General features: G+C 45.0%; 17 protein-coding genes and 3 pseudogenes. 10 read left to right on the forward strand and 10 right to left on the reverse strand.

Annotation, left to right across the window (positions count from 1 at the left end):
• The coding region (locus FHC48_RS23595) for a hypothetical protein (RefSeq protein ID WP_225517502.1) at positions 1-83 on the reverse strand (83 nt) is incomplete at its 3' end.
• A gap of 32 nt (positions 84-115) precedes the next feature.
• On the opposite strand from FHC48_RS23595, the pseudogene FHC48_RS21700 reads away from it, so the two are divergent.
• From FHC48_RS21700 to FHC48_RS21725, 6 genes and pseudogenes are all read left to right on the forward strand, one after another.
• Positions 116-1,006 (forward strand): annotated as a pseudogene (locus tag FHC48_RS21700) (HNH endonuclease family protein); the annotation flags it as partial.
• The gene (locus FHC48_RS21705) at positions 1,003-4,098 is read left to right on the forward strand and encodes a type I restriction endonuclease subunit R (RefSeq protein ID WP_119311971.1); all 3,096 of its coding nucleotides are present in this window, start codon (positions 1,003-1,005) and stop codon (positions 4,096-4,098) included. The pseudogene FHC48_RS21700 and the gene FHC48_RS21705, both read left to right, overlap by 4 nt.
• Positions 4,098-4,811 carry a M48 family metallopeptidase gene (locus FHC48_RS21710; RefSeq protein WP_119311970.1) on the forward strand — a complete coding sequence of 238 codons (714 nt, stop codon included), beginning with the start codon at positions 4,098-4,100 and terminating at the stop codon, positions 4,809-4,811. Before FHC48_RS21705 ends, FHC48_RS21710 begins: the two co-directional genes overlap by 1 nt.
• A 65-nt stretch (positions 4,812-4,876) precedes the next feature.
• Positions 4,877-5,509, forward strand: a complete 633-nt coding sequence (locus tag FHC48_RS21715; protein WP_119311969.1) for a hypothetical protein — start codon at positions 4,877-4,879, stop codon at positions 5,507-5,509.
• 61 nt (positions 5,510-5,570) lie between these two features.
• Entirely contained in the window at positions 5,571-6,194 is a 624-nt protein-coding gene (locus FHC48_RS21720; RefSeq protein WP_119311968.1) for an AAA family ATPase, read from the forward strand.
• Positions 6,187-7,038, forward strand: a complete 852-nt coding sequence (locus FHC48_RS21725) for a DUF4435 domain-containing protein (protein WP_220420594.1) — start codon at positions 6,187-6,189, stop codon at positions 7,036-7,038. The genes FHC48_RS21720 and FHC48_RS21725 overlap by 8 nt, the downstream gene beginning before the upstream one ends.
• A gap of 121 nt (positions 7,039-7,159) precedes the next feature.
• Here the strand turns inward: FHC48_RS21725 and FHC48_RS21730 are convergent.
• A pseudogene (locus FHC48_RS21730) lies at positions 7,160-8,417 on the reverse strand (tyrosine-type recombinase/integrase).
• A gap of 366 nt (positions 8,418-8,783) precedes the next feature.
• Between FHC48_RS21730 and FHC48_RS21735 the strand changes: the two are divergent.
• On the forward strand, positions 8,784-10,031 hold the full coding sequence (locus FHC48_RS21735) for a tyrosine-type recombinase/integrase (protein WP_220420595.1): 1,248 nt from the start codon (positions 8,784-8,786) through the stop codon (positions 10,029-10,031).
• 18 nt (positions 10,032-10,049) lie between these two features.
• On the opposite strand, the gene FHC48_RS21740 is transcribed toward FHC48_RS21735, so the two are convergent.
• From FHC48_RS21740 to FHC48_RS21760, 5 genes and pseudogenes are all read right to left on the reverse strand, one after another.
• Positions 10,050-10,724, reverse strand: coding sequence for a phage baseplate protein (locus tag FHC48_RS21740; protein ID WP_220420596.1), 675 nt, complete (start codon positions 10,722-10,724; stop codon positions 10,050-10,052).
• Positions 10,725-10,753: 29 nt separating this feature from the next.
• On the reverse strand, positions 10,754-12,607 hold the full coding sequence (locus FHC48_RS21745; protein ID WP_220420597.1) for a hypothetical protein: 1,854 nt from the start codon (positions 12,605-12,607) through the stop codon (positions 10,754-10,756).
• A gap of 2 nt (positions 12,608-12,609) precedes the next feature.
• Entirely contained in the window at positions 12,610-12,804 is a 195-nt protein-coding gene (locus FHC48_RS21750; RefSeq protein WP_196390872.1) for a hypothetical protein, read from the reverse strand.
• 138 nt (positions 12,805-12,942) lie between these two features.
• Complete coding sequence (locus FHC48_RS21755; RefSeq protein WP_220420598.1) at positions 12,943-13,887, reverse strand: major capsid protein E; 945 nt, start codon at positions 13,885-13,887, stop codon at positions 12,943-12,945.
• Positions 13,869-14,666, reverse strand: a pseudogene (locus tag FHC48_RS21760) (IS5-like element ISKpn26 family transposase); the annotation flags it as partial. The gene FHC48_RS21755 and the pseudogene FHC48_RS21760, both read right to left, overlap by 19 nt.
• Before the next feature lie 72 nt (positions 14,667-14,738).
• On the opposite strand from FHC48_RS21760, the gene FHC48_RS21765 reads away from it, so the two are divergent.
• A protein-coding gene (locus FHC48_RS21765) for an IS3-like element ISSen4 family transposase (RefSeq protein WP_096147877.1) occupies positions 14,739-15,859 on the forward strand; the annotation gives its coding sequence in 2 pieces (ribosomal slippage) (positions 14,739-14,997 and positions 14,997-15,859; 1,122 coding nt in all).
• 417 nt (positions 15,860-16,276) lie between these two features.
• Here the strand turns inward: FHC48_RS21765 and FHC48_RS21770 are convergent.
• A complete protein-coding gene (locus FHC48_RS21770; RefSeq protein WP_220420599.1) occupies positions 16,277-16,969 on the reverse strand; it encodes a helix-turn-helix domain-containing protein in 693 nt (230 codons plus the stop codon).
• A gap of 102 nt (positions 16,970-17,071) precedes the next feature.
• A complete protein-coding gene (locus FHC48_RS21775) occupies positions 17,072-17,239 on the reverse strand; it encodes a hypothetical protein (protein WP_164530024.1) in 168 nt (55 codons plus the stop codon).
• A gap of 571 nt (positions 17,240-17,810) precedes the next feature.
• Here FHC48_RS21775 and FHC48_RS21780 point away from each other — a divergent pair.
• A complete protein-coding gene (locus FHC48_RS21780; RefSeq protein ID WP_069601752.1) occupies positions 17,811-18,272 on the forward strand; it encodes a hypothetical protein in 462 nt (153 codons plus the stop codon).
• A gap of 1,484 nt (positions 18,273-19,756) precedes the next feature.
• Positions 19,757-20,317: a tyrosine-type recombinase/integrase gene (locus FHC48_RS21785; protein ID WP_032655134.1), complete on the forward strand. Its 561-nt coding sequence runs from the start codon at positions 19,757-19,759 to the stop codon at positions 20,315-20,317.
• A 13-nt stretch (positions 20,318-20,330) separates the two neighbouring features.
• Here FHC48_RS21785 and FHC48_RS21790 read toward each other — a convergent pair whose 3' ends face one another.
• Positions 20,331-21,017 carry a hypothetical protein gene (locus FHC48_RS21790; protein WP_142477653.1) on the reverse strand — a complete coding sequence of 229 codons (687 nt, stop codon included), beginning with the start codon at positions 21,015-21,017 and terminating at the stop codon, positions 20,331-20,333.
• Between the last annotated feature and the right edge of the window lie 152 nt (positions 21,018-21,169).

Below are 21,169 nucleotides of genomic sequence, written 5' to 3' on the forward strand. Positions count from 1 at the left end.
GTGGGCCAGTTGGTTATTTTGAACTTTTGCTTTGCCACGGAACGGTCTGCGTTGTCGGGAAGATGCGTGATCTGATCCTTCAACTCAGCAAAAGTTCGATTTATTCAACAAAGCCTTTGCACTTCTCAAATGCAAATATCTTTTTGATCAGTTCGTGATAAAACGAGAGTTCGCCAATGGTAGCGATGGCTGGAGTTTGAAGGGCCTGCGTTGGTATTCGGAGAAGAGTACCAGTTATACCAATACGTTTAATGAAGATGAGGGTAACAGTACCAGCATCAACCGACAGATTTTGATGCTGCTTTCCGCATTCCACGTTTCAACCCCTACTCTGGTTTATAAACACTGGTTGAATGGAGCTTTGTACTATCTGTTTAATGCCCATTCCGCTGAAAACCAGATAGATGCAAGGAAGTACCTCGGGTATCTGGAGCATCTTGCCTCCTCGTTTGTCTTTCAAAACTTTCTGGCAGAACAAGAACCAAAATCATATTTTGAGATTATCTACGGTAAAGAGCTACATCTCCAACCTGCGGTACTGTCGGACAAGATTAAGAAGAAGATGCGCTTTGGGATGATAGCAAACAACCTGGTATTCAATTACCTGGACTACTTACTCTGGTGCCGTGACAGACATAAAGCTGAGGTAGTCAAACGTTTCGAATTTACCTTCCGGAGTTCAGTAGAGCATTTCTATCCCCAGCATCCCATGGATGGCTATAGGTCATTACCAGATACGTCGTTGCATACCTTCGGCAACCTCAGTCTGATTAGCCATAGCAAGAATTCGCGACTGAGTAATTTCCAGCCAAAACAAAAGCAAGAGCACTTCGAAGCGAGTCTCGAACGGAATGAAATTGATAGTCTGAAACTACTCGCCATGATCGAGCTGATGAAGAAGAACAATCAGTGGGGGGAAGAAGAAATCGCCACTCACGAAGCGGAAATGCTGGCAGTGTTAAGCAGTGTCGATGGTAGTGATAGCGTATTAAGGGAGGTGTTATGAACAGTGTTGGCCAACGTGAACGCATGACACAAAAACGTGTTATCCAGTTATTCACCAAACATCTCGGTTATCACTATCTTGGTAACTGGCATAAACGAGAAGACAACCGGAATATTGAACCAGGCTTAGTTTCTGCCTGGTTAACAAAACGCGGCGTTTCAGAAATCCTAATCGCCCGAGCATTACGGCAGCTGGATCGAGCCGCAAGCCTCGGTGAAGGCCGTATCCTCTATGATGCAAACAAAGAGGTGTATCGCCTGCTACGCTACGGCGTGAAGGATAAAGAAGGTGCTGGTGAGCAGAATCAAACCGTGTGGTTGGTGGACTGGAAAAATCCAGAAGCCAATGATTTTGCTATAGCTGAAGAAGTGACCTACAACGGTGAAAATAAAAAGCGCCCGGATTTGGTGCTGTATGTTAACGGTATTGCGCTTGGTGTCATTGAGCTTAAACGTTCTACAGTGTTAGTCTCAGAGGGCATCCGCCAAAACCTCGATAATCAGCAAAAAGCCTTCATCCGCAGCTTCTTCACTACCATCCAATTGGTGATGGCCGGTAATGATTTAGAAGGGCTTCGCTATGGCGTAATAGAAACGCCGGAGAAATATTATCTTCAGTGGAAAGAAGCCGCTGAATCACCTCACACCAACATGCTTGATCGTCACCTGGCTCAGATATGTAATAAACAGCGCCTGCTGGAATTGATCCACGACTTTATCGTTTTCGATGCTGGAGTGAAGAAAACCTGCCGTCATAACCAATATTTTGGCGTCACTGCAACGAAACCGTTTATTCAACGCAATGAAGGCGGGATTATTTGGCATACCCAAGGCAGCGGTAAAAGCCTGACAATGGTTTGGCTTGCAAAATGGATCAGAGAAAATATTACCGATAGCCGAGTGTTGATCATTACCGACCGTACAGAACTTGATGAACAGATCGAGAAAGTGTTTAACGGTGTGGAAGAAGAGATCCTTCGCACCAGAAGCGGCGCAGATCTGGTGACTCGTCTGAATCAAACCAAGCCCTGGCTTATATGCTCGTTAGTGCATAAGTTTGGTCGTCAGGAGGAGGAAGACAGAGATGCTGACACGGACGATTTTATCGAACAAATGAAACGAAATATCCCTGCCGATTTTAGCCCGAAGGGAAAATTATTCGTGTTTGTGGATGAGTGCCACCGAACCCAATCCGGCAAATTGCATTCGGCGATGACAAGCATTCTGCCAGATGCGCAATTTATCGGTTTCACCGGCACCCCACTGATGAAGAAGGATAAGAAAAAGTCAGTGGAGGTCTTCGGTCCTTATATCCACACTTATAAATTTGATGAAGCAGTCAATGATGGGGTTGTACTGGACTTGCGCTACGAAGCTCGTGACATCGATCAGCGAGTCAAATCGCAGAAAAAAGTCGACCAGTGGTTTGATGCTAAGACATCTAAACTTTCTCGCCTTGGCCAGCAGCAACTCAAGCAGAAATGGGCATCAATGCAGAAGCTGTTATCGAGCCGCTCGCGGCTAGAACAAATTGTCGCGGACATCCTTCTCGATTTCGAACAAAAACCACGACTCGCAGATGGCCACGGTAACGCCATGTTGGTTTGTTCCAGTGTCTATCAAGCCTGCAAATGCTATGAGATGTTTAGTGAAGCTGGTTTTGCCGGTAAATGTGCGATTGTGACGAGCTACCAGCCAAATGCCAGTGAGATTAAAGGCGAGGAGAGCGGTGAAGGACTGACTGAGAAACTGGCCAAGTACAACATCTATCGCAAAATGCTTGCGGAGTATTTTGAACAGCCTGAGGCTGAAGCAGCCAAACGAGTGAGTGATTTCGAAAAAGAGGTCAAACAACGCTTCATCAAAGAACCAGGCCAGATGCGCCTTCTGATAGTCGTTGATAAGTTATTGACTGGCTTTGATGCTCCGTCAGCCACATACCTCTATATTGATAAGAAAATGGCCGATCACAACCTTTTCCAAGCGATATGTCGCGTTAACCGGTTGGATGGTGAAGATAAAGAATACGGCTATATCGTCGACTATAAAGACCTTTTCCGCTCATTGGAAAAAACCGTTCAGGACTACACTGCAGAAGCCTTTGACGGCTATGACAAAGAAGATGTAGCCGGTTTACTGAAGGATCGATTGCAACAGGCGAAAATCGATCTTGATGGTGCTCTGGATGCCGTTCGTACCCTTTGCGAACCAGTAAAAATGCCTCGCAATCAACTTGATTATCAGCATTATTTTTGTGGGGAATCAGGGGCGTCGATAGAGCAGTTATCTGAGAAAGAAGCTTTACGTCTAACATTGTATCAATCCGTGGCGAAGCTTATCCGTGCTTTTACCAATCTGGCAGGTGAGCTAACAGATGCTGGTTATAGCGAGCAGCAGGCAAATCAAATCCGCATTGATGTTGAGTTTTATACAAAAGTCCGCGATGAAATCAAAATAGCCAGTGGCGATTTCGTGGACATGAAGCAGTTCGAGCCAGGTATGCGGCAGATGTTGGATCTTTGGGTGGATGCCGATCCTAGTGAAACCCTTATGGACTTTGAGGAACTAGGGCTGCTTGAGTTGATTATTGAACGCGGAGAAGAAGCACTGGATGGACTTCCAGCCGACATGCGTGGCAACCAGGAGGCCATGGCTGAAGCGATTGAAAATAACGTTCGCAGAACCATTGTTGATGAAAACCCAGTCAACCCGAAATACTACGAAAAAATGTCGGTGTTGCTTGATGAACTGATCGCACTTCGTCGTCAACAGGCGCTCTCCTATCAGGAGTATCTGGAGCACGTACGTGAACTGGCGAAGCAGGTTAAACATCCGCAGTCAGGTAGTAAAAGTACTTACCCAGCAAGTATTGATACCCTCGCCAAGAAAGCGTTGTATGACAACCTTGGGCAGGATGAAGTGTTAGTTATAAAGATAGATACTGCAGTACGTCACACTAAAAAGGCCGACTGGTATGGGGATCGTTTTAAAGAACGCGAGATCAGCTTTGCTATCGCGGAAGAAATTAAAGGTTTTTCAGTGACAGTCGCGGATGTTATGGCTCTGGTGAAGGCACAGAAGGAGTACCGCTGATGCCATTGGTTACATTTGGTGAGCTCACTCTTGATTTACAGCGTAAGCCAATCAAAAACTTGCATATCAGCATACTTCCTCCGGATGGCCGAGTAAGAGTATCGGCTCCCGTCTCACTGTCAGACACAGCTATCAGGATGGCTGTTGTCAGAAGGCTGATATGGATTCGACAGCAGCAAGCACAATTTCAGGCTCAGCCGCGCCAGAGTGAACGAGAAATGTGTAGTGGCGAAACACACTATCTTTGGGGAAGAGGATATCGCCTGGATGTAGTTTTAGTGGATAAGCCCGCTGAAGTGAAACTACAGGGTGGCTGGATACGAATGAAAGTACCTCCACATTATGATATGGCCCAGCGGGAAGCAGTTCTCAACCAGTGGTATCGCGGTATTTTAAAACAAAGACTGCCTAAATTAATGGCAAAATGGCAGCAAGAGGTAAAGGCTGAAGCCAGTTTTGTTGGAATCAAGCGAATGAAGACTAAATGGGGTAGCTGTAACCCCCAAACCGCACGTATCTGGATTAATCTGGAACTGGTTAAAAAACCTCCTGAATGCCTTGAGTTCATTGTGGTTCACGAGCTAGTTCATCTACACGAACGCAAGCACAATGAGCGTTTTATCGGCCTGATGAGTATGTATTTGCCAAACTGGCGTGAACACAGAGCTAAGTTGAATAAAATGCCCTTGGCTTATAATCACTGGGCTTACTAAGGTAATCAGTTCGACATTTAACACAAATCGATTTGAATAACAGCCAAATAATGAGAGATTTGATAATGTATACACTAGCAAATGCAAAAATAACCGGAGTCTGGGGATGGAACAATATTGAGACTAACTTCTATGAAGATGTAAGCATTTTCATTGGGGCAAACGGCACAGGGAAAACGACATTCATAAATATTCTTGTTGCAATTTTAAGAGTAGATGTGGCTGCACTAGAGGAATTATGGTTCGACAGTGCCACATTGATTTTCGAAGGTTATTTCGACGGTAAAAAGAAGAGAAGAACATTAACTATTACAAGACAATCAGAGAATAAACACAGTGACGAATCTGTTTCTTATAAAATCAGTAGAGTTGTATATGATCTTCCATTTTTAAATGGAAGAAATGTTCGTTCAATTCACGTTCAAAGGCGAATACTACCTGTAGTGGAACTAATTAAAGGTAAACTACAAGAAATTATATCTTTTTCAAGTTTATCTGTTAGTCGTGCAGGCATTAGCGATATTGATGATCTAGAGTATTTAGATTCAAGAAAGGATCTAAATCAAGTGAACTCCATCGATAGTATTCTTACAGAATTATTAAACAAGCTAAAAGTTTATCAGCTAAAGAAAGCTCAAGAATCAAAAGAAATTGCTAGAGAGTTTCAAGAAGAGGTTTTAATTTCAGTGCTTTACTGATGCGGATATTGACTCATCAATTGGTTTGAATGAACTAGCTCAAACTGATTTTCAAGAAGAAATGAAAAATTTCACCAACTCTTATAATCAGCTTGGCATCCAAAGTACTCTAAGAAAAGGTAAAGCTAAAGAACTAATCAGTAAACATTTCAATGCAATTCAGGAAAGCGTAACATATTTACAGGAAGCGATTGCAGAAAATAAAGGAGTTTTTGACGTTGACAAAATTTTCGCCTTTCCACTCCTAAAAAGAACAAAAAAAATATTACAGGCAGGTAAGTCTGCTGAAAGGAGAAGAAAAAGACTTTTTAGACCACTTGACATATATAAAAAAGAACTTCAGAAATACTTTAATGGAAAAACAATAACTTTATTATCTGATGGTGGTTTATATTTCAAAGACACAAATAGAAATAGCAGTGAATATGATTTCAAAAAACTTTCATCTGGTGAAAAGCAGATCCTAATATTATTAACCGAATCACTTCTTCAGGATGGTGAATCTAAATTATTCATTGCTGACGAACCTGAGCTTTCTTTACATATCGATTGGCAAAGTAAAATATTACCATCTATAAGAATGTTAAACAGAAGCGCTCAAATTATTGTAGCAACGCACTCCCCAGAAGTCGCAGGTGAATACCCAGAAAATATTCTTGATATGGAAGATATCTGCTATGAGTAAAGGAATTCCTCGCGGTTCAAAAGCCTTAGCGGTGCTGAATAAGTTCAAAAGAGTTAACGCTATCCTGTATGTCGAAGGACCAACTGATCGCGTTTTTTGGAAAACTCTTTTAGACTCCAAAGGAGTGAATGGTATATCTATTGAAATTGCGGGAAGCTGTACAATTATTGATGATTACATTGATAAAATATTGAAGGAAAATCTTGAAATTTTCGTAGCTAGAGATAAGGATTATAAATATACATTGAATAAAATACCTCAACATGAAAGGGTACTTTTTACCTTTGGTCATAGCGTTGAGAACACCTTAGTTTACAATGATGCCATCGTAAGTATAGGAAAATCAATTGGTGGCGAAGAAGAATACTGTTCATTATCAGTCCAGCATTGGCATGAATACATTATAAATCAACTACAACCATTAGTTATTCGTGAGTTTGCGAATGAGGCTATTGGCTCCGGCCTGAATATATTAGGTGATCATGGAGATGGTTTATTTGGCAAAACATGGAATAGTGATAAATTCCCAGCCGAAAGAATATTAAAAAAAATAGAAGAAATAGACAAAATAATTCCACCGCATGATATACAAGTAGCTGCAAGTGTTGTAGAGGAGAGATGCAATGATATTTATTGCTATATTAGGGGCCATTTTCTTTTCAGTTTAGCACTAAAATTCGTTAAAGAAATGATGATCACACTGCTAAATAAAAAGTCAGTTAATGTATCTAATGACTCCTTGATGACAATGCTTTCAATGGCATTTAGAGGTGCTATCGATTCAGGAATGCATCCTCATAGAGAACATTATATGACTGAACTAGATAAATTAATAATAAATTGAGTGAGTTATATACTATATCACTAATAAAAAGCACCTCGAGAAAACTTCGGAGTGCTTTTATTTTAACTGACACTTTGCAAATGTATAAGCTCTCGGAATTTGCAATAAATCTACTAACTAGTTAATAATTAATTTTTCCAAAGCTAAAAGGACTACCCCCTTTCTCCCGATTCGCCTCCAGATAATTAGCCCACTACTGCAACATCAACCTACGCTCTTCCAAGATGTTCCGCCTTATGGATATAAGCCTCCCAAACAGAGCTACGCTCTTGAAGGCTCATCTGCCTTTCCACCGCATCTCTCGACCACAAACCCTATTCAATCAATGAGCTACAAGCCATCGTCCTGAATCCATGCCGACAGACTTCCGTTTTCGTGTCATAAACCATAACTCTCAGCGCCTTGTTCACAGTGTTCTCACTCATCGGCTTACGCGTATCATGATCACCAACGAAGATCAGCTCTCGATTCCCATTCATGCTTTTGATCTTTTCCAGAATGGCTAGAGCTTGCCGTGACAAAGGAGCAAGATGAGTTGTCCGCATCTTCGAACCACGTTGAGAATGCTTAATACCTTCCAGCGGTTCACGCTCACCAGAAATCGTCCACATGGCCATTTCAAAATCCACTTCTGGCCAGTGGGCAAAACGCAGCTCGCTTGAACGGATGAAAACCAACAAAGTGAGTTCAACCGCCAGTCGGGTTAACGGCCTGCCAGAATAGTGATCGATGCGGTGAAGCAATTCAGGAATGCGGATAAGCTCCAGAGCAGCACGGTGCTGTCTTTTCGCCGTAGCAACCGCTCCGGCAATCTCTTGCGCGGGGTTATAGTCGATTAAGCCGCTCTGCACAGCAAAGCGCATAATCGCGGTAGTACGCAGCTGTAAACGGGCAGCGACTTCAAGACGCCCAGATGACTCGACTGCTTTAATGGGTATAAGCAGATCTCGTGTCTTCAGGTCAGCAATGTCCCGCTTACCAATGGCAGCAAAGAGATTATCCCCCAACTTTTTCAATACACGTGCGCTATGCGATACAGACCACTTCTGATTACTGGCATGCCAGTCTCTGGCTACCACTTCAAAAGTTATCATCTCTTGCTCCAGCTCTATCTTAACGGCTTTCTTGTTCTCGCGGGGATCGACACCATTAGCTAACAGCTTACGGGCTTCATCCCGGCGTGCCCAGGCATCCGCCAGCGAGACTTCAGGGTATTTCCCCTGCGCCAGCATCTGCTCCTTACCGCCAAAACGATAACGCAGTCGCCAGTATTTGGAGCCGTTAGGGTGAACCAGCAAAACCACGCCTTCACCGTCAGTCAGTTTATAGACTTTTGCTTCAGGCTTAGCCGTACGAACCTTCACATCACTCAGAGCCATGATGAATATCCTTCCAAGGATTCTGTGTGGGTACAAACATTATCGAACCGGGATATAACCGCAGATGTACCCACATCAGCAAGTTGATGTAGATTGAATCAGGTTGATTTAGGTTGAGTGAAAAAGCGAGGAAAGTCTTGCAGGCACTGGCTTTCAGACACAAAAAAAGCCGCCCTTAAGCGACTTTGATTTGCATCTTTTGGTGCCGAAGGCCGGACTCGAACCGGCACGTATTTCTACGGTCGTTCGCTTGTCTGGCAAGCTCCTGTAATGCTTTGAATCAACTGCAAAAACAGGAAAAGACTTCGACATTTCACACTATTCAAATTCAAGTGCAAAAGCCCTGACAAAATAGCTGGGGTTTGCATGATTTACAAGAGAGATCGTTATCTGGTTTTAGATCCTTGCGGAAACTATCTGGTGAGGATTGCCATACCAAAGTACATGCGCCATCTATTCGGAGGGCGACACAACTACGTGAAGAGCACAGGCACACGCGATGTGCGCGAAGCCCGTCTCTTCCGTGATGCGGTGGCCCTGGAATGGATCAAGATACGTAGCCAGCTAAAGCCAGAGCGTGATAAAGGCTCGAAGGTGGAGCAAATACTGAATGAGCTACGCCGGATCGGGACGTATGCACACGAAGCACCAGAGCCATTAAGCGCCCCTGTTATGAGTTGCCCCTCCCTCTTGAGGATGCGGGATCAGTACATTCTCCAGTTCAGCGAGAAGCGCAAGCTCACCACACTATCGAAGACCAATAAGGCCGTAGAAGTGCTCTTAGAACATCTGAAAAAGCGTGATGTTCAGCTTCGTGACATTAACCGAACCACCGTTACAGGCTGGCTTGATCAGCTCAAAACGGAGAAAGCTCCTCAGACGATACAAAACTACGTTAGTGCATTGGCTCAAATCTGGGATCTTGCTCGTAACCGCTACCACGATGCACCGCAAGAAAACATCTGGCGTGGTCATGGTTTAGAAAGCAAAAGTAGCAAAGTGAGCTACGAAGTGTTTGAGCCTGGCGAATTGGCGAAAGTGTTCGCGGTGATGGCAGATGATGAAGAGATGCAGAATGTAACGCTGATCGGCATGTACAGCGGGATGCGCCTGAATGAAATCTGTTCGCTATGCTCCAGTAACATCAAGGAGATCGAGGGGGTGTTATGCTTCGAAGTGACGGAGGGTAAGAGCAAATCAGCCGCTCGTATTATTCCGGTGCATAGCCTGATCACTCCGTTGGTGTTGTCACTGCGTGAGAAGCCTCACAACGGCTTTTTATTCTATCGTGCGTCAATCATTGACCGTGCAGACGGAAAGCGCTCAACGTGGCATTCACAGCGTTTTACGAGGGCTAAACGTAAGGCTTTGGGGGAAGTGGGATCAGAAAGGAAGGTTTTCCACTCGCTACGGCACCACGCGGCCCAGCTTATGGACAGGGGCGGCATAGGCAGGAGATTAAAGCCCGTCCCAGAGGATCGCGTTGCGCTGCTACTCGGTCATGAGCGTGGCAATACAGAGAGTTTCAAGACTTATAGCAAGAATGCCGCCTCTCCGGTAGAACTTCGCCAATACATCGAATTGCTACGTTATCCAGAGATCGAGAACCAATAAAAAAGGGGCGCAAGCCCCTTATTTTTTAAACTCCGTAGTAACAGTGTCAGATTCGGTTTTCTTAGGTGCATTGTTCACTACCTTCTGTTTCACCGTACCGCCTACAGATTTATTTCCCTGCGTTTTAGTCGCAATTACATTAACTGTAGCTTTGCTAACAAGTCTGATCTGTTCAAATTCAAGATCGAATTGCATAGCAAATTCAGATTTATAATCGTAACTGATTCCAGAGAGAATGACATTCTCATACACTTTGTGCTCTGTCACTAATGTAATAGGCTGACGACTATCAAAGATTTTATCAAGATACTGGATAGCTTGAGAAATACGAGTGCCATTAACGCCAGCACTGTATAATAAATCTTTCTCCAGCCTTACCGGAGTTTCGGTAATAATCCCAGACAGCTTGAATGTATTATTCTTTATCTGAACGTGATCGCTCACTTCGGCCCCGCTCTCAACGGGATAGCTTGTAATGTCTGCCTGTCTGCGTATTCCGGTATCGGTGACAGCATCAAACACAATAGCCTGATAGTTTTGAATGTAGCTATCAGAAGCTGGATTATAAACAGATGCAAGAATAGTGAATCCGTTTTCACCTTTATTACGTGTAGCACTGCTGTTATTACTATTTGAGGTTGAATTAATTTGGGAAGAATCGCCCCCGATTGTTAAACTTCCTGGTGTTGCCATTTTATTTTATTCCTTATGAAGAGGGGCAATTAGCCCCCCGTCCCTTGTCCAGATGAAACAGCCAGCACCATACGCTGATTGTTCTGATTAATACGCTGATCTACGCTCGCATTTAGCATGTTTCCGAATGTCGGATCAGGGGAAATAGTGAGAGAGATCATTCCTTCCGGCAGGTTATTTTGTAATACTACAGGTTGCACCATCGTATTATTAACTGGCGGTGTCGCAGTAGCCGCTGCGGATTTTTTTAACATCGAGACAGGAGAATAATCTCCGTTGGTGCTCTGTGCGTAGCTGCTCACGTCTTTAGCGTCGCCCGTCCCGTTCCACCACTCGCGCACCGTATCAAACACATTATGCTCATGTGTGGCTTTAGGCTGGCTGGCTCCGTAGGCGTTAGCCACTGGATTACTTCCAGGCTTTGCAGGTGCTGACGTTGTGCCGTAATGCTGGCTCACCGCCTCTTTAGTGGTGTTGTCACCGTTCAGGAGATTCAGCTTACCTGTAATCCAGTTAGTTAGCTTCATTAAGCCGTCTACTACATCACCCGCCGCTTTCCCTAAGCCTTTGAAGAAGGGTAACGCCTCCTGCATAGCTTCCTTAAACTCTTTAACCGTCGCAGGGTCGAGAGACTCCATGAAACCTTCAAAGAAGGCTAATTTCTGACTATCGTTAAGAATGTCCATTTCCTGATTAAACTTGCGATAGGCTACAAGCTGATCTTGCTGTTCCTGGTTCAACCATTGCCCGTTACGCTTGAGCACGTCCACCTGATCAGTGAGTGCCTTACCTTGATTGCGGAAAGCACCCACATACAGACCCATGTCATCACCAAGCTGTTCCAAAGATGCGAGGATTTGCTCTGAGGATTTCCCTTGTTTTTCCAAGGTGTTAACATAGGCAGAGGTAAAGCCCATCGGGTTTGTTTGGTATCGGCGTAAATCGTCCATCGTGAATCCGGCAGTGTTCACTGCTGACAGAATCCCCTGATCACCACCTTTGTATTGACCAGATTTCTTATCGTATTTAGCCTCATTGAGAGTTTGACCGATGCGATCCTGAATGTCTTTATAATTATCAAGGAGTTTTAACTGACCTTGAATACCCATTCCCGAATCGATCCCGTTAGCGGTAGCGTATTGGCTTTGGGCTTGTAGAGCGTTGTAATCTACATTCCCTAATCTGGCACGCTGTACAATCTCGCTACGTTCTTCCTGTGCGGTTACAGCATCTTTCCCCCATGAATAAGCACCATACGCAGCCGCACCAATACCAGCGCCAGCAAGCGCACCAGTGCCTAATCCCATCAATCCACCTGTTATCGCTCCAGAGCCGCCAGCGGGAGCCGTAGCGCCTCGTTTAGCTGCTTGCCTACGTTCAGCGTTAATACGTCTGTAACCCTGCTGTAAGCGCTTAATCTCGCTGTTTTGCCTGGCGAGGCTGATCGTTCCCTGAGAGTACGCCTTAGTTATACGTGACGCTGCAAGAGCCGCCTGTGTAAGCTCAACATTGGTAAGGTGCTGCATTGATTTAAAGCTGCTGGCTGTATCCAGGAGTTTTAGCTCCGCACGTTCACGGCGCTGTGCGTTTCTTGCGGCCTCTTTCGCTGCCTGAGCCTCTACACGGGCTTGCGCCTTAGCTGCCCTTGCCTTTTCTCGTTCATCGCTATTACGTGGCTTAGAGGCTTTCTTATTCAGCTTATCTAATTCTCTTTCAGCAGACTTTAGCCCTTGGCTGAATCTCTTCATGTTTATTGTGGGGTCTTTAATACCTTTCGCTTTCTTCTGAATCTGGTCAAAAGCATCAAGGGCTGTCTTCATAGAATTACGGTCAACGCTGAATGTAACCGTGTTCTTGATAGAACTTGTGTGGATCTCAAGCATGATTATTCACCGCCTTTCTTATCTAAAAAATGGTGAATCGCTTGCTCTACAGTTTCACCACGAAAAATACGTTGTCTCACGCCGTTATAGTCAACATCTAATAATCTGCACATTGCAGCAACATTTAATAAGCCTTCGGCATCAGAGGCCGATAATTGAACATGCAGCCCTCTTGCAGATTTCAAAATTAAGTACATACTCTTTCCTCACGCTGAAAATAAAAAAGGGGCAAGGGCTGGCGCATTTGCTTTGCGTGTTCCAGTTCCCTACGCCCCCTGATTAAAAAGCTCTTCTGTTATTTCCAGACGTGAAGAGCTAACGTCTATCGCTCATTATTATGAGACGCTACCGAAAATGATCGCTTGTGGAACATTAACAATTGGCAGATAGCTACACTCTGTAGCCACTTCTGGGAAGCCCCAACGCTGATCAACAATTACATACTGGTGATACAGTTCCGCGCCTTTGCCTTGTGTCGCATGGCGAACACCAACACCAGAGTGAAGAACGTAAGCGTTTGATTCTGGAGTCATTACAGGAATACTCACGAAGCCATCAACCCCGATTTTGTCAGTGACGAGGCTATAGCCTGTCACGTCGATCACTGTTACGCCGTTTAGCGTCCATGTTTCGAAAGCAGGGTTAGCGCCTTTAGTGCGGGTGTAGAAGTTATCGCCAGATTCCAGCGGCAGCGTATACACCATGAAGTCTTTCACGGACGGGTGATAGCGTAGCGCTACGGCAGCTTTGCCAGAAGCCAGGATCACCGCTCCTTGTTTAGCCTGCGCCAGCCCTGATCCAAGTTTCACATTCTGAATGCGTCCGATCTCACTTAGTTGCTGGAACACGTTAGCGTCTGCGCTAATGTCCATCGTGTATGTGGTTTTGCTACCACCTGCAAGGAAATCTAAATTGCCTTGTCCGGCGTATTGTGACTGTACACGAAGCCCTAACAGTGCCTCTACAAGGTCAACCTCTACCGTGTTACTCACCTGTGCATACTGTGCATCGCTGAAATCGTTAATAGCGAGGGTAATTTGATCAGCAGTGTCTACGGTTCCACGCGCTTTATACTGCTCAAGGTCACGAGAGGTGACAGAGTTTAAAGAGTTAGGGAAGGTGCGAATAAGCAGGTCATTTCTTCCCAAGCTGACTCGCTGATTAAAATTTCGCGGATCTGGGCCGATTTTTTTCCCGCAAACACATCGAATCAGCCTATTTAGGCTATTTTTTCCACCATTTCTGGCGTTATTTCCGGTTTTTACTGAGATCTCTCCCACTGACGTATCATTTGGTCCACCCGAAACAGGTTGGCCAGGGTGAATAACATCGCCAGTTGGTTATCGTTTTTCAGCAGCCCCTTGTATCTGGCTTTCACGAAGCCGAACTGCCGCTTGATGATGCGAAACGGGTGCTCCACCCTGGCACGGATGCTGGCTTTCATGTATTCGATGTTGATGGCCGTTTTGTTCTTGCGCGGATGCTGCTTCAAGGTTTTTACCCTGCCGGGACGCTCGGCGATCAGCCAGTCCACATCCACCTCGGCCAGCTCCTCGCGCTGTGGCGCTCCTTGGTAGCCGGCATCGGCTGAGACAAATTGCTCCTCTCCATGAAGCAGATTACCCAGCTGATTGAGGTCATGCTCGTTGGCCGCGGTGGTGACCAGGCTGTGGGTCAGGCCACTCTTGGCATCGACACCAATGTGGGCCTTCATGCCAAAGTGCCACTGATTGCCTTTCTTGGTCTGATGCATCTCCGGATCGCGTTGCTGCTCATTGTTCTTGGTAGAGCTGGGTGCCTCAATGATGGTGGCATCCACCAAAGTGCCTTGGGTCATCATGACGCCTGCTTCGGCCAGCCAGCGATTGATGGTCTTGAACAATTGACGGGCCAGTTGATGCTGCTCGAGCAGGTGGCGGAAATTCATGATGGTGGTGCGATCCGGCAGGGCGCTATCCAGGGATAATCGGGCAAACAGGCGCATGGAGGCGATTTCGTACAGGGCATCTTCCATGGCACCGTCGCTCAGGTTGTACCAATGCTGCATGCAGTGAATACGCTGACCTGCTCCCCGTTGATTAATACACCGCGATGTTAGTAATGTCTTCATAAGCCACATGAGGACATCCCCATGAAGAAGCGTTTTTCCGATGAACAGATCATCAGTATTCTCCGCGAAGCCGAAGCTGGGGTACCCGCCCGTGAACTCTGCCGCAAGCATGCCATTTCCGATGCCACGTTTTACATCTGGCGTAAGAAGTATGGCGGTATGGAGGTGCCTGAAGTTAAGCGCCTGAAGTCGCTTGAGGAAGAGAACGCCAGACTCAAGAAGCTGCTTGCCGAAGCCATGCTGGATAAAGAGGCGCTTCAGGTGGCTCTTGGGCGAAAGTACTGACGACAGACCAGAAGCGGGAAGCCGTGATGTTGATGTGTGATGCGACCGGTCTGTCGCAACGTCGTGCCTGCAGGCTTACAGGTTTATCCCTGTCGACCTGCCGCTATGAGGCTCACCGTCCGGCTGCTGATGCGCATTTATCAGGGCGCATCACTGAGCTGGCACTGGAGCGCAGGCGTTTTGGCTACCGTCGTATTTGGCAGTTGCTGCGCCGTGAAGGGCTTCATGTTAATCATAAGCGCGTGTACCGGCTTTATCACCTCAGTGGCCTGGGCGTAAAACGCAGAAGACGTCGTAAAGGGCTGGCAACAGAACGTCTGCCGCTGCTCCGTCCGGCGGCGCCCAATCTGACCTGGTCGATGGATTTCGTCATGGACGCACTTTCCACCGGTCGCAGGATCAAGTGTCTTACCTGCGTCGATGATTTCACAAAGGAATGCCTGACGGTCACTGTTGCCTTTGGGATTTCAGGCGTTCAGGTCACGCGTATTCTGGACAGCATTGCACTGTTTCGAGGCTATCCGGCGACGATAAGAACTGACCAGGGGCCGGAGTTCACTTGCCGTGCACTGGATCAATGGGCCTTTGAGCATGGTGTTGAGTTGCGCTTAATCCAGCCGGGCAAGCCAACGCAGAACGGATTTATTGAGAGCTTTAACGGACGATTTCGCGATGAATGTTTGAATGAGCACTGGTTCAGCGATATCGTTCATGCCAGGAAAATTATTAATGACTGGCGGCAGGATTATAACGAATGCCGCCCGCACTCCACGCTGAATTATCAGACACCGTCTGAATTTGCAGCGGGCTGGAGAAAGGGTCATTCTGAGAATGAAGATTCCGACGTTACTAACTGAGTGTTGTATCTAATCGTGGGGGCAGGTCAAAACCTCCGTATTTCCTCGTTATGCTCCATACTGCGTAAAATGCAAATAGCCAATAGATAGCGATGATCATAAAAGTTTCCCGTATTGTTATTTAGAAATTGGAGTAGATAAATTCTACATTGTCGCGCTCGATTTGTTTCAGCGTGAATGATAAATAGCTACTTTCATCCTCTATTTGAATTACACCAATGTTGCGTAGAGTACTAAGCCAGAATCTGATCCCGCGATCACTTACACCGGATTTATCAGATAGCTCTCCGTAAGAAATTTTGGTCTTCCTTCCTTTCCAGAACCAGATAAGCGCATGATAAACGCCCTTCCCGCTATCGTTGATCTGTATCTGGTTTGTGTTGTTCAATTTTATGTATTGTATCAATTAGGTCTCCGTTAAAATGGTATCGTTGATTGTTCAATCTGGGTGTATTCATACGGGTGTGTTTCCTGAAATAGTTGCTCGATTCCCATTGAATGATCTATTCCGATTCGTTGAAGCACTCTTGATGACCAGGAATAAAAGCTCTCGTCCTCTCGTCGTTGTGAGAGATTTTCAAGCAGGTGTTTCACTGCGTCAGAAGTACGGATTCTTTGAGGTGTTATCGCTGGTGTGTCTTCGTGGGTTTCTACTGTCTTCACTGGCTCAGGGGCTGGCACTTCGTCAGACGCTGCTACAGGCTGCACTGTCAGTGCTTCTGGTGGAGTAATGTGCGCATCAGTGATCGGAAACGTGCGGTAAACTTTGGAACGATAACCAGGGTTTTTCTCTTTCGTGATTAGCCCTGCATCTTGCAGCTTCTGAATGAGTTTGCAGGTGTGCTCCCTGGATAAATCGATCACCTTTCCAAGTTCTGTCTGGCTTTCGTAACAGAAATTCCCTGAATTTTCCCATCCCTGAAAATAACAGTACAACTTTTGCGCCTTCGGGCAAAAATCCATGAAACCATTTTCGAGATTGGGAGAATAAATACGTGGAATCTCTCGGAAGTAATGCGGGATGTTGATTGTACGATCTCTTACTTTTCCATCTTTATCGGTGTATTGGTATTTTGGATCTGCCTTAATCTCGGCGAGGGTTTTTGCCATTGTTCTATGCTCCTATGTATGCTCAGTAAATTACGAATGCTCCTCATTTGGTTTTCTCCGCTTCTCATTCGTGGGGTGGGTTTTGACGCTGAAACGTGGTTATTACGCGCCAGCTTTCGAGTATTTGACCGCCAGACTTTGGCATTCTTCAAGAAGGAGTGCGCTTACGCTCATTTTTCGGCGCTTCGCTTCTCTGAACAGAATCTGAAATGTCTCATCCGGTATCATTAACGATGTGGACGGTGGTAGTTTGGTTTTCTTCTCGATCATTCTTGTTCTCCTTCTGGGTTATTTAGTGGTCGAAGTGCGGATTTCATCCCAGCGCTTCAATACTTCTGTGAGAAAGGCTTCCCTTTCGTGGTATCCACGAGCGCGGCAAGCGTTGCGTAGTGCTCGGATGCGGTAACGGTTGGTGGTTCCGTCTTTCAATTGTTGAAGTGTGTCTTCAACGTCAAAGTATCTCAGTGTGGCCTCCTATGGTTGGCGTAAATAAAAAGACACCTTGCAGCCTGACGGCTCAAAGTGCATTAAGAGATTATGTGGATAAAGTTTTATGCTACATGGGTACTATAACATTTTTCTTACCTATCTGTCAACCCCTCAATGGTGATTTCTCAAAATAATTTTGATCTTTTTCAACGCGTTGCATTTTTGTTTTGCGATTAGTGCTCTTTATACACAAAATCAACGATGGAAATCAATCTGTTTTTGTGGTAGTTTTGCCAACCAGAACGGAATGCTTGGGAAAACCCCAGACACCCCATTAACAAGTGATTAAAAAATGAACGATAACAACTCAACCAAGAGGACTTATTGACTAAAAAACAGACAGGAGGACTTAATGAATCATTCTCAGCCACACCTCAGCACTACTCACACGCCACATACAATTGAACTCACCACCGAACAGATGTTTGACAGCCTGGTGCCGTATTTCACCGAGGTAACGCATCCACAGAAACGCAGCAGACTCCCCAAAGTACTGACTTTTACCACCGATCATAAACGAGTGTGGGCTTATCTCAGAGAGTGTGAGGACGATACAGCCGGATGTGTGATGTTCGATCTGAGTTGTACAGCCCGTGATCTCGGCATGACTCAGAAACGAGTGATGACCGTCATTGGCGATCTGGATAATGCTGGCTGGATACTCTGCCGAGACATTGGCTCGCCCGGTGCTGGAACCTATCAGATCACCATCCAGGACATTGAAACCATCGTTTCATTATGTAGCACCATCACGTATGCCCAGCCAACTATACTAACGATGGATGTGCTGAGAGGCTCACGCCTGGTTCATTAACTACAATAGCCCTAAAACGCTCTGTAAAGCATTCTAAGAGCTTTTATTGCATGGGTAGTCACTTACATTTCTTACCCTCTTTAAATCGATTGCAGCACCTCTGAGGCGCTCTGTTTGCACTTATGCCGCCCTCTGGCACTTACTCCCGAAACCAATAGCACAACTACAGAGGGATAACGGTAGTTATCAGGATAGTAGGTGTTGGTATTGGATTGAGGCTTAGTGAACTTGCACGAGGTACGAGGGTAAGTGAACTTTAGCCACTGGCGAAGCACACGACTATTCCGCGCACAGCGCAACGGTACTTTGCCGATGGCAAATAATTGTTCGTGCCTGACTCTCGTCAGAAACGAAGTTTGCACGAGTCCAGAAGGTAAAGAGTAACGCTTTGCTGCGTCGTGAGCAGGAACGGGGGTGTCCGGGAAGCCACCAAACGGCGTACCAGGACATTTCCCCTTGAGTGACGGCGATTGACGCTAGGCAAATGATCTTTGCGACCAGCGCAAAAGGTCAAATCCACAAACATAGTCTTATAGGTCTTAGTATTATAGTTAGTTAGTCTTATAGAGTGACGTTACGTCACAGATAACGTGCCTCATGTGTGACGCTGCGTCACAGAAGTAGCTTGTTGATGTGACATTACGTCACAGACAGGATGATTCGTATGTGTGACACTCCGTCACATAGCAGGGTTTTTCCCGTATGTTCTCACGCTGAAAGTGACAAAACGTCACTCCCCAACGATTAATCATCACCCTGCTCACTCCGAATCGTCCATGCAACAACCCGCAGTAATTCCAATCAAAATGGACAGTAAAGCCCTACTTAATCCAGGATTAAGCCAATCTAAATAATCCACCTCTCACGCTCTGTAAATCACTTTCTAACTATCGATGTACATTACCTCAATTTTTGTAAAGCCTTGCACCGTGCGGCTCACAGCAATCATTGTCCACTAAGAGCACTTTCATGATAGGTGCAATGTGCTTAACGACTTTTGTTATAATGTAACAATTCGATTTTCCATACCAAAATCACCTTTGTTGATAATAATTATCATCAACTCAGATCACAACGCCACAAATGAGAACAGCTATCATCTACCGTGCAATGCCTCTACCTCAAGGTTTTATAGTAATGTGAGATAGAACGCCTAATTCATTGATTTAATTAAAATAAATTATTTAACCGTCCTCCTCACTCTCTATTGTATGCAATGAATCTGCATAAAATGTGCATAGCCTCGCCAGGATTTGGCAACGTGCAAACATCTGTTTAGACTTGCCAACATTATGATTTCGTTCAAGATATTCCTAAATTGTTCGAATTTCAAACAGGAGTCCGTGCTTTTTCGCGTTCAGTAGTGCTGGAAATGGCGCAACCTTCCACCACTCCGTCAAAAAAATGTGAGATTGAATAGTTGTAACTTGCTGAAAATGATCATAATCTTATTTCACAGTTTCAAGATTTACGGAGATAAGTAGATGGCGACCACGAAGATAATCACCCAGGCAGAGGCGTTTAAGCTGATAAGCTGGCTTGAAAGTCATAACAAACAGCTATTCGCAGATGTAGCGATCACTATGGCCTCTTTATGTTTACGGGTAGGTGACACGGTGAATTTGAAGTTCAGCCAGTTCAAGGAGGGAAACACGCTGGAAGTACTGGAGAGTAAGACGGGCAAGAAGAAGGAAATCATCGTCCCTGCGAAGGTGTGGGAGATCGTAGAACGCCGCCGTCAGGCATTCCCGAAAGACGAATACGTTTTCACATCGCACAGCAACCGTGCATCAGGAAAATCCCCTGTAAGCCGTGAACAAGTGAACCGTGAGATCAAACAGGCTGCGGAGAATGTCGGGATTAAAGGAACGGTAGGGTGCCACAGCTTTAGGAAATTTTCTGCAACGGCGGTCTATGAGAAGTCTAACGGAAATCTGGCGTTAGCCATGAAGACGCTGAACCATTCAGATCCTAAAGTGACCATGAACTATTTGAAGATTGACGTTAAGAGCGTGGGCGCTGCCCTTGCAAACATTTGGGATTAATGTTTTATAAAGGTTACATTTTTCTCGCTACAACAGGAAAGGCATCAATTATTATGTTTTTTAATCTTAGAAGTTTTGGCTCATTAAAATTTCCAATCACGATTTCAGAGTGCCTTCGAGCATTGTCACTGAAAAATCTTAACTTAAAATACCGCAGATTTACGCCCGTTAAAAATTCATTACCATCATGCAGAAAAACATTCTCCAATGTAGTTTGAAGGTCATTCATTCTTGTCATGTTTAATTTCCTTGTGAAACAGTCATAACCATTATTTTTATTTATTAACTCACACAGCAATAGACCGTTAGAGTAAACAAAGACTTTCAATAGCGGATTTTTATTTTTTTCGGAATACTTTTCAAATGATGCGATAAGCTCTTTTTTTTCATCATTTTTTATAGTGGTTTTTATTAGCCCTCTACTATTAACATTCTCAACATTTCTAATACTAGTATCAATGGCATTACTATCGTCGTGATGAATACTATTTTTTGATGATAATTTAAGGAATAGAAACACACCTGCTACAAACCCGACAAACATAAACAATCCGGGCATACCGCTTACACCACCATGATGGGAACAAGCTCCTCTACTTCCTATTGATGCAGACATCCAACCATCATTACATCCAGAAAACAGGGAGCCAATAACGGTAAAAATTATAAAAACGGAGATTGAAGCAATAACCTTTAGCATAGCTGTATCCATTTTTCCGGAATAAAACATTATCTATGAGTAATCATCCAAAACATGCGCATTAATTATAGTATTACGTTCCAATTTATGCAACGTAAGAGAGATGACGCAGGTTAAATTTCCCTAAGTATCCAGCTACTTAAGTAAGTCAT

It is taken from the genome of Enterobacter sp. EC_50 (assembly GCF_019584525.1).
Taxonomy (GTDB): domain Bacteria; phylum Pseudomonadota; class Gammaproteobacteria; order Enterobacterales; family Enterobacteriaceae; genus Enterobacter; species Enterobacter roggenkampii.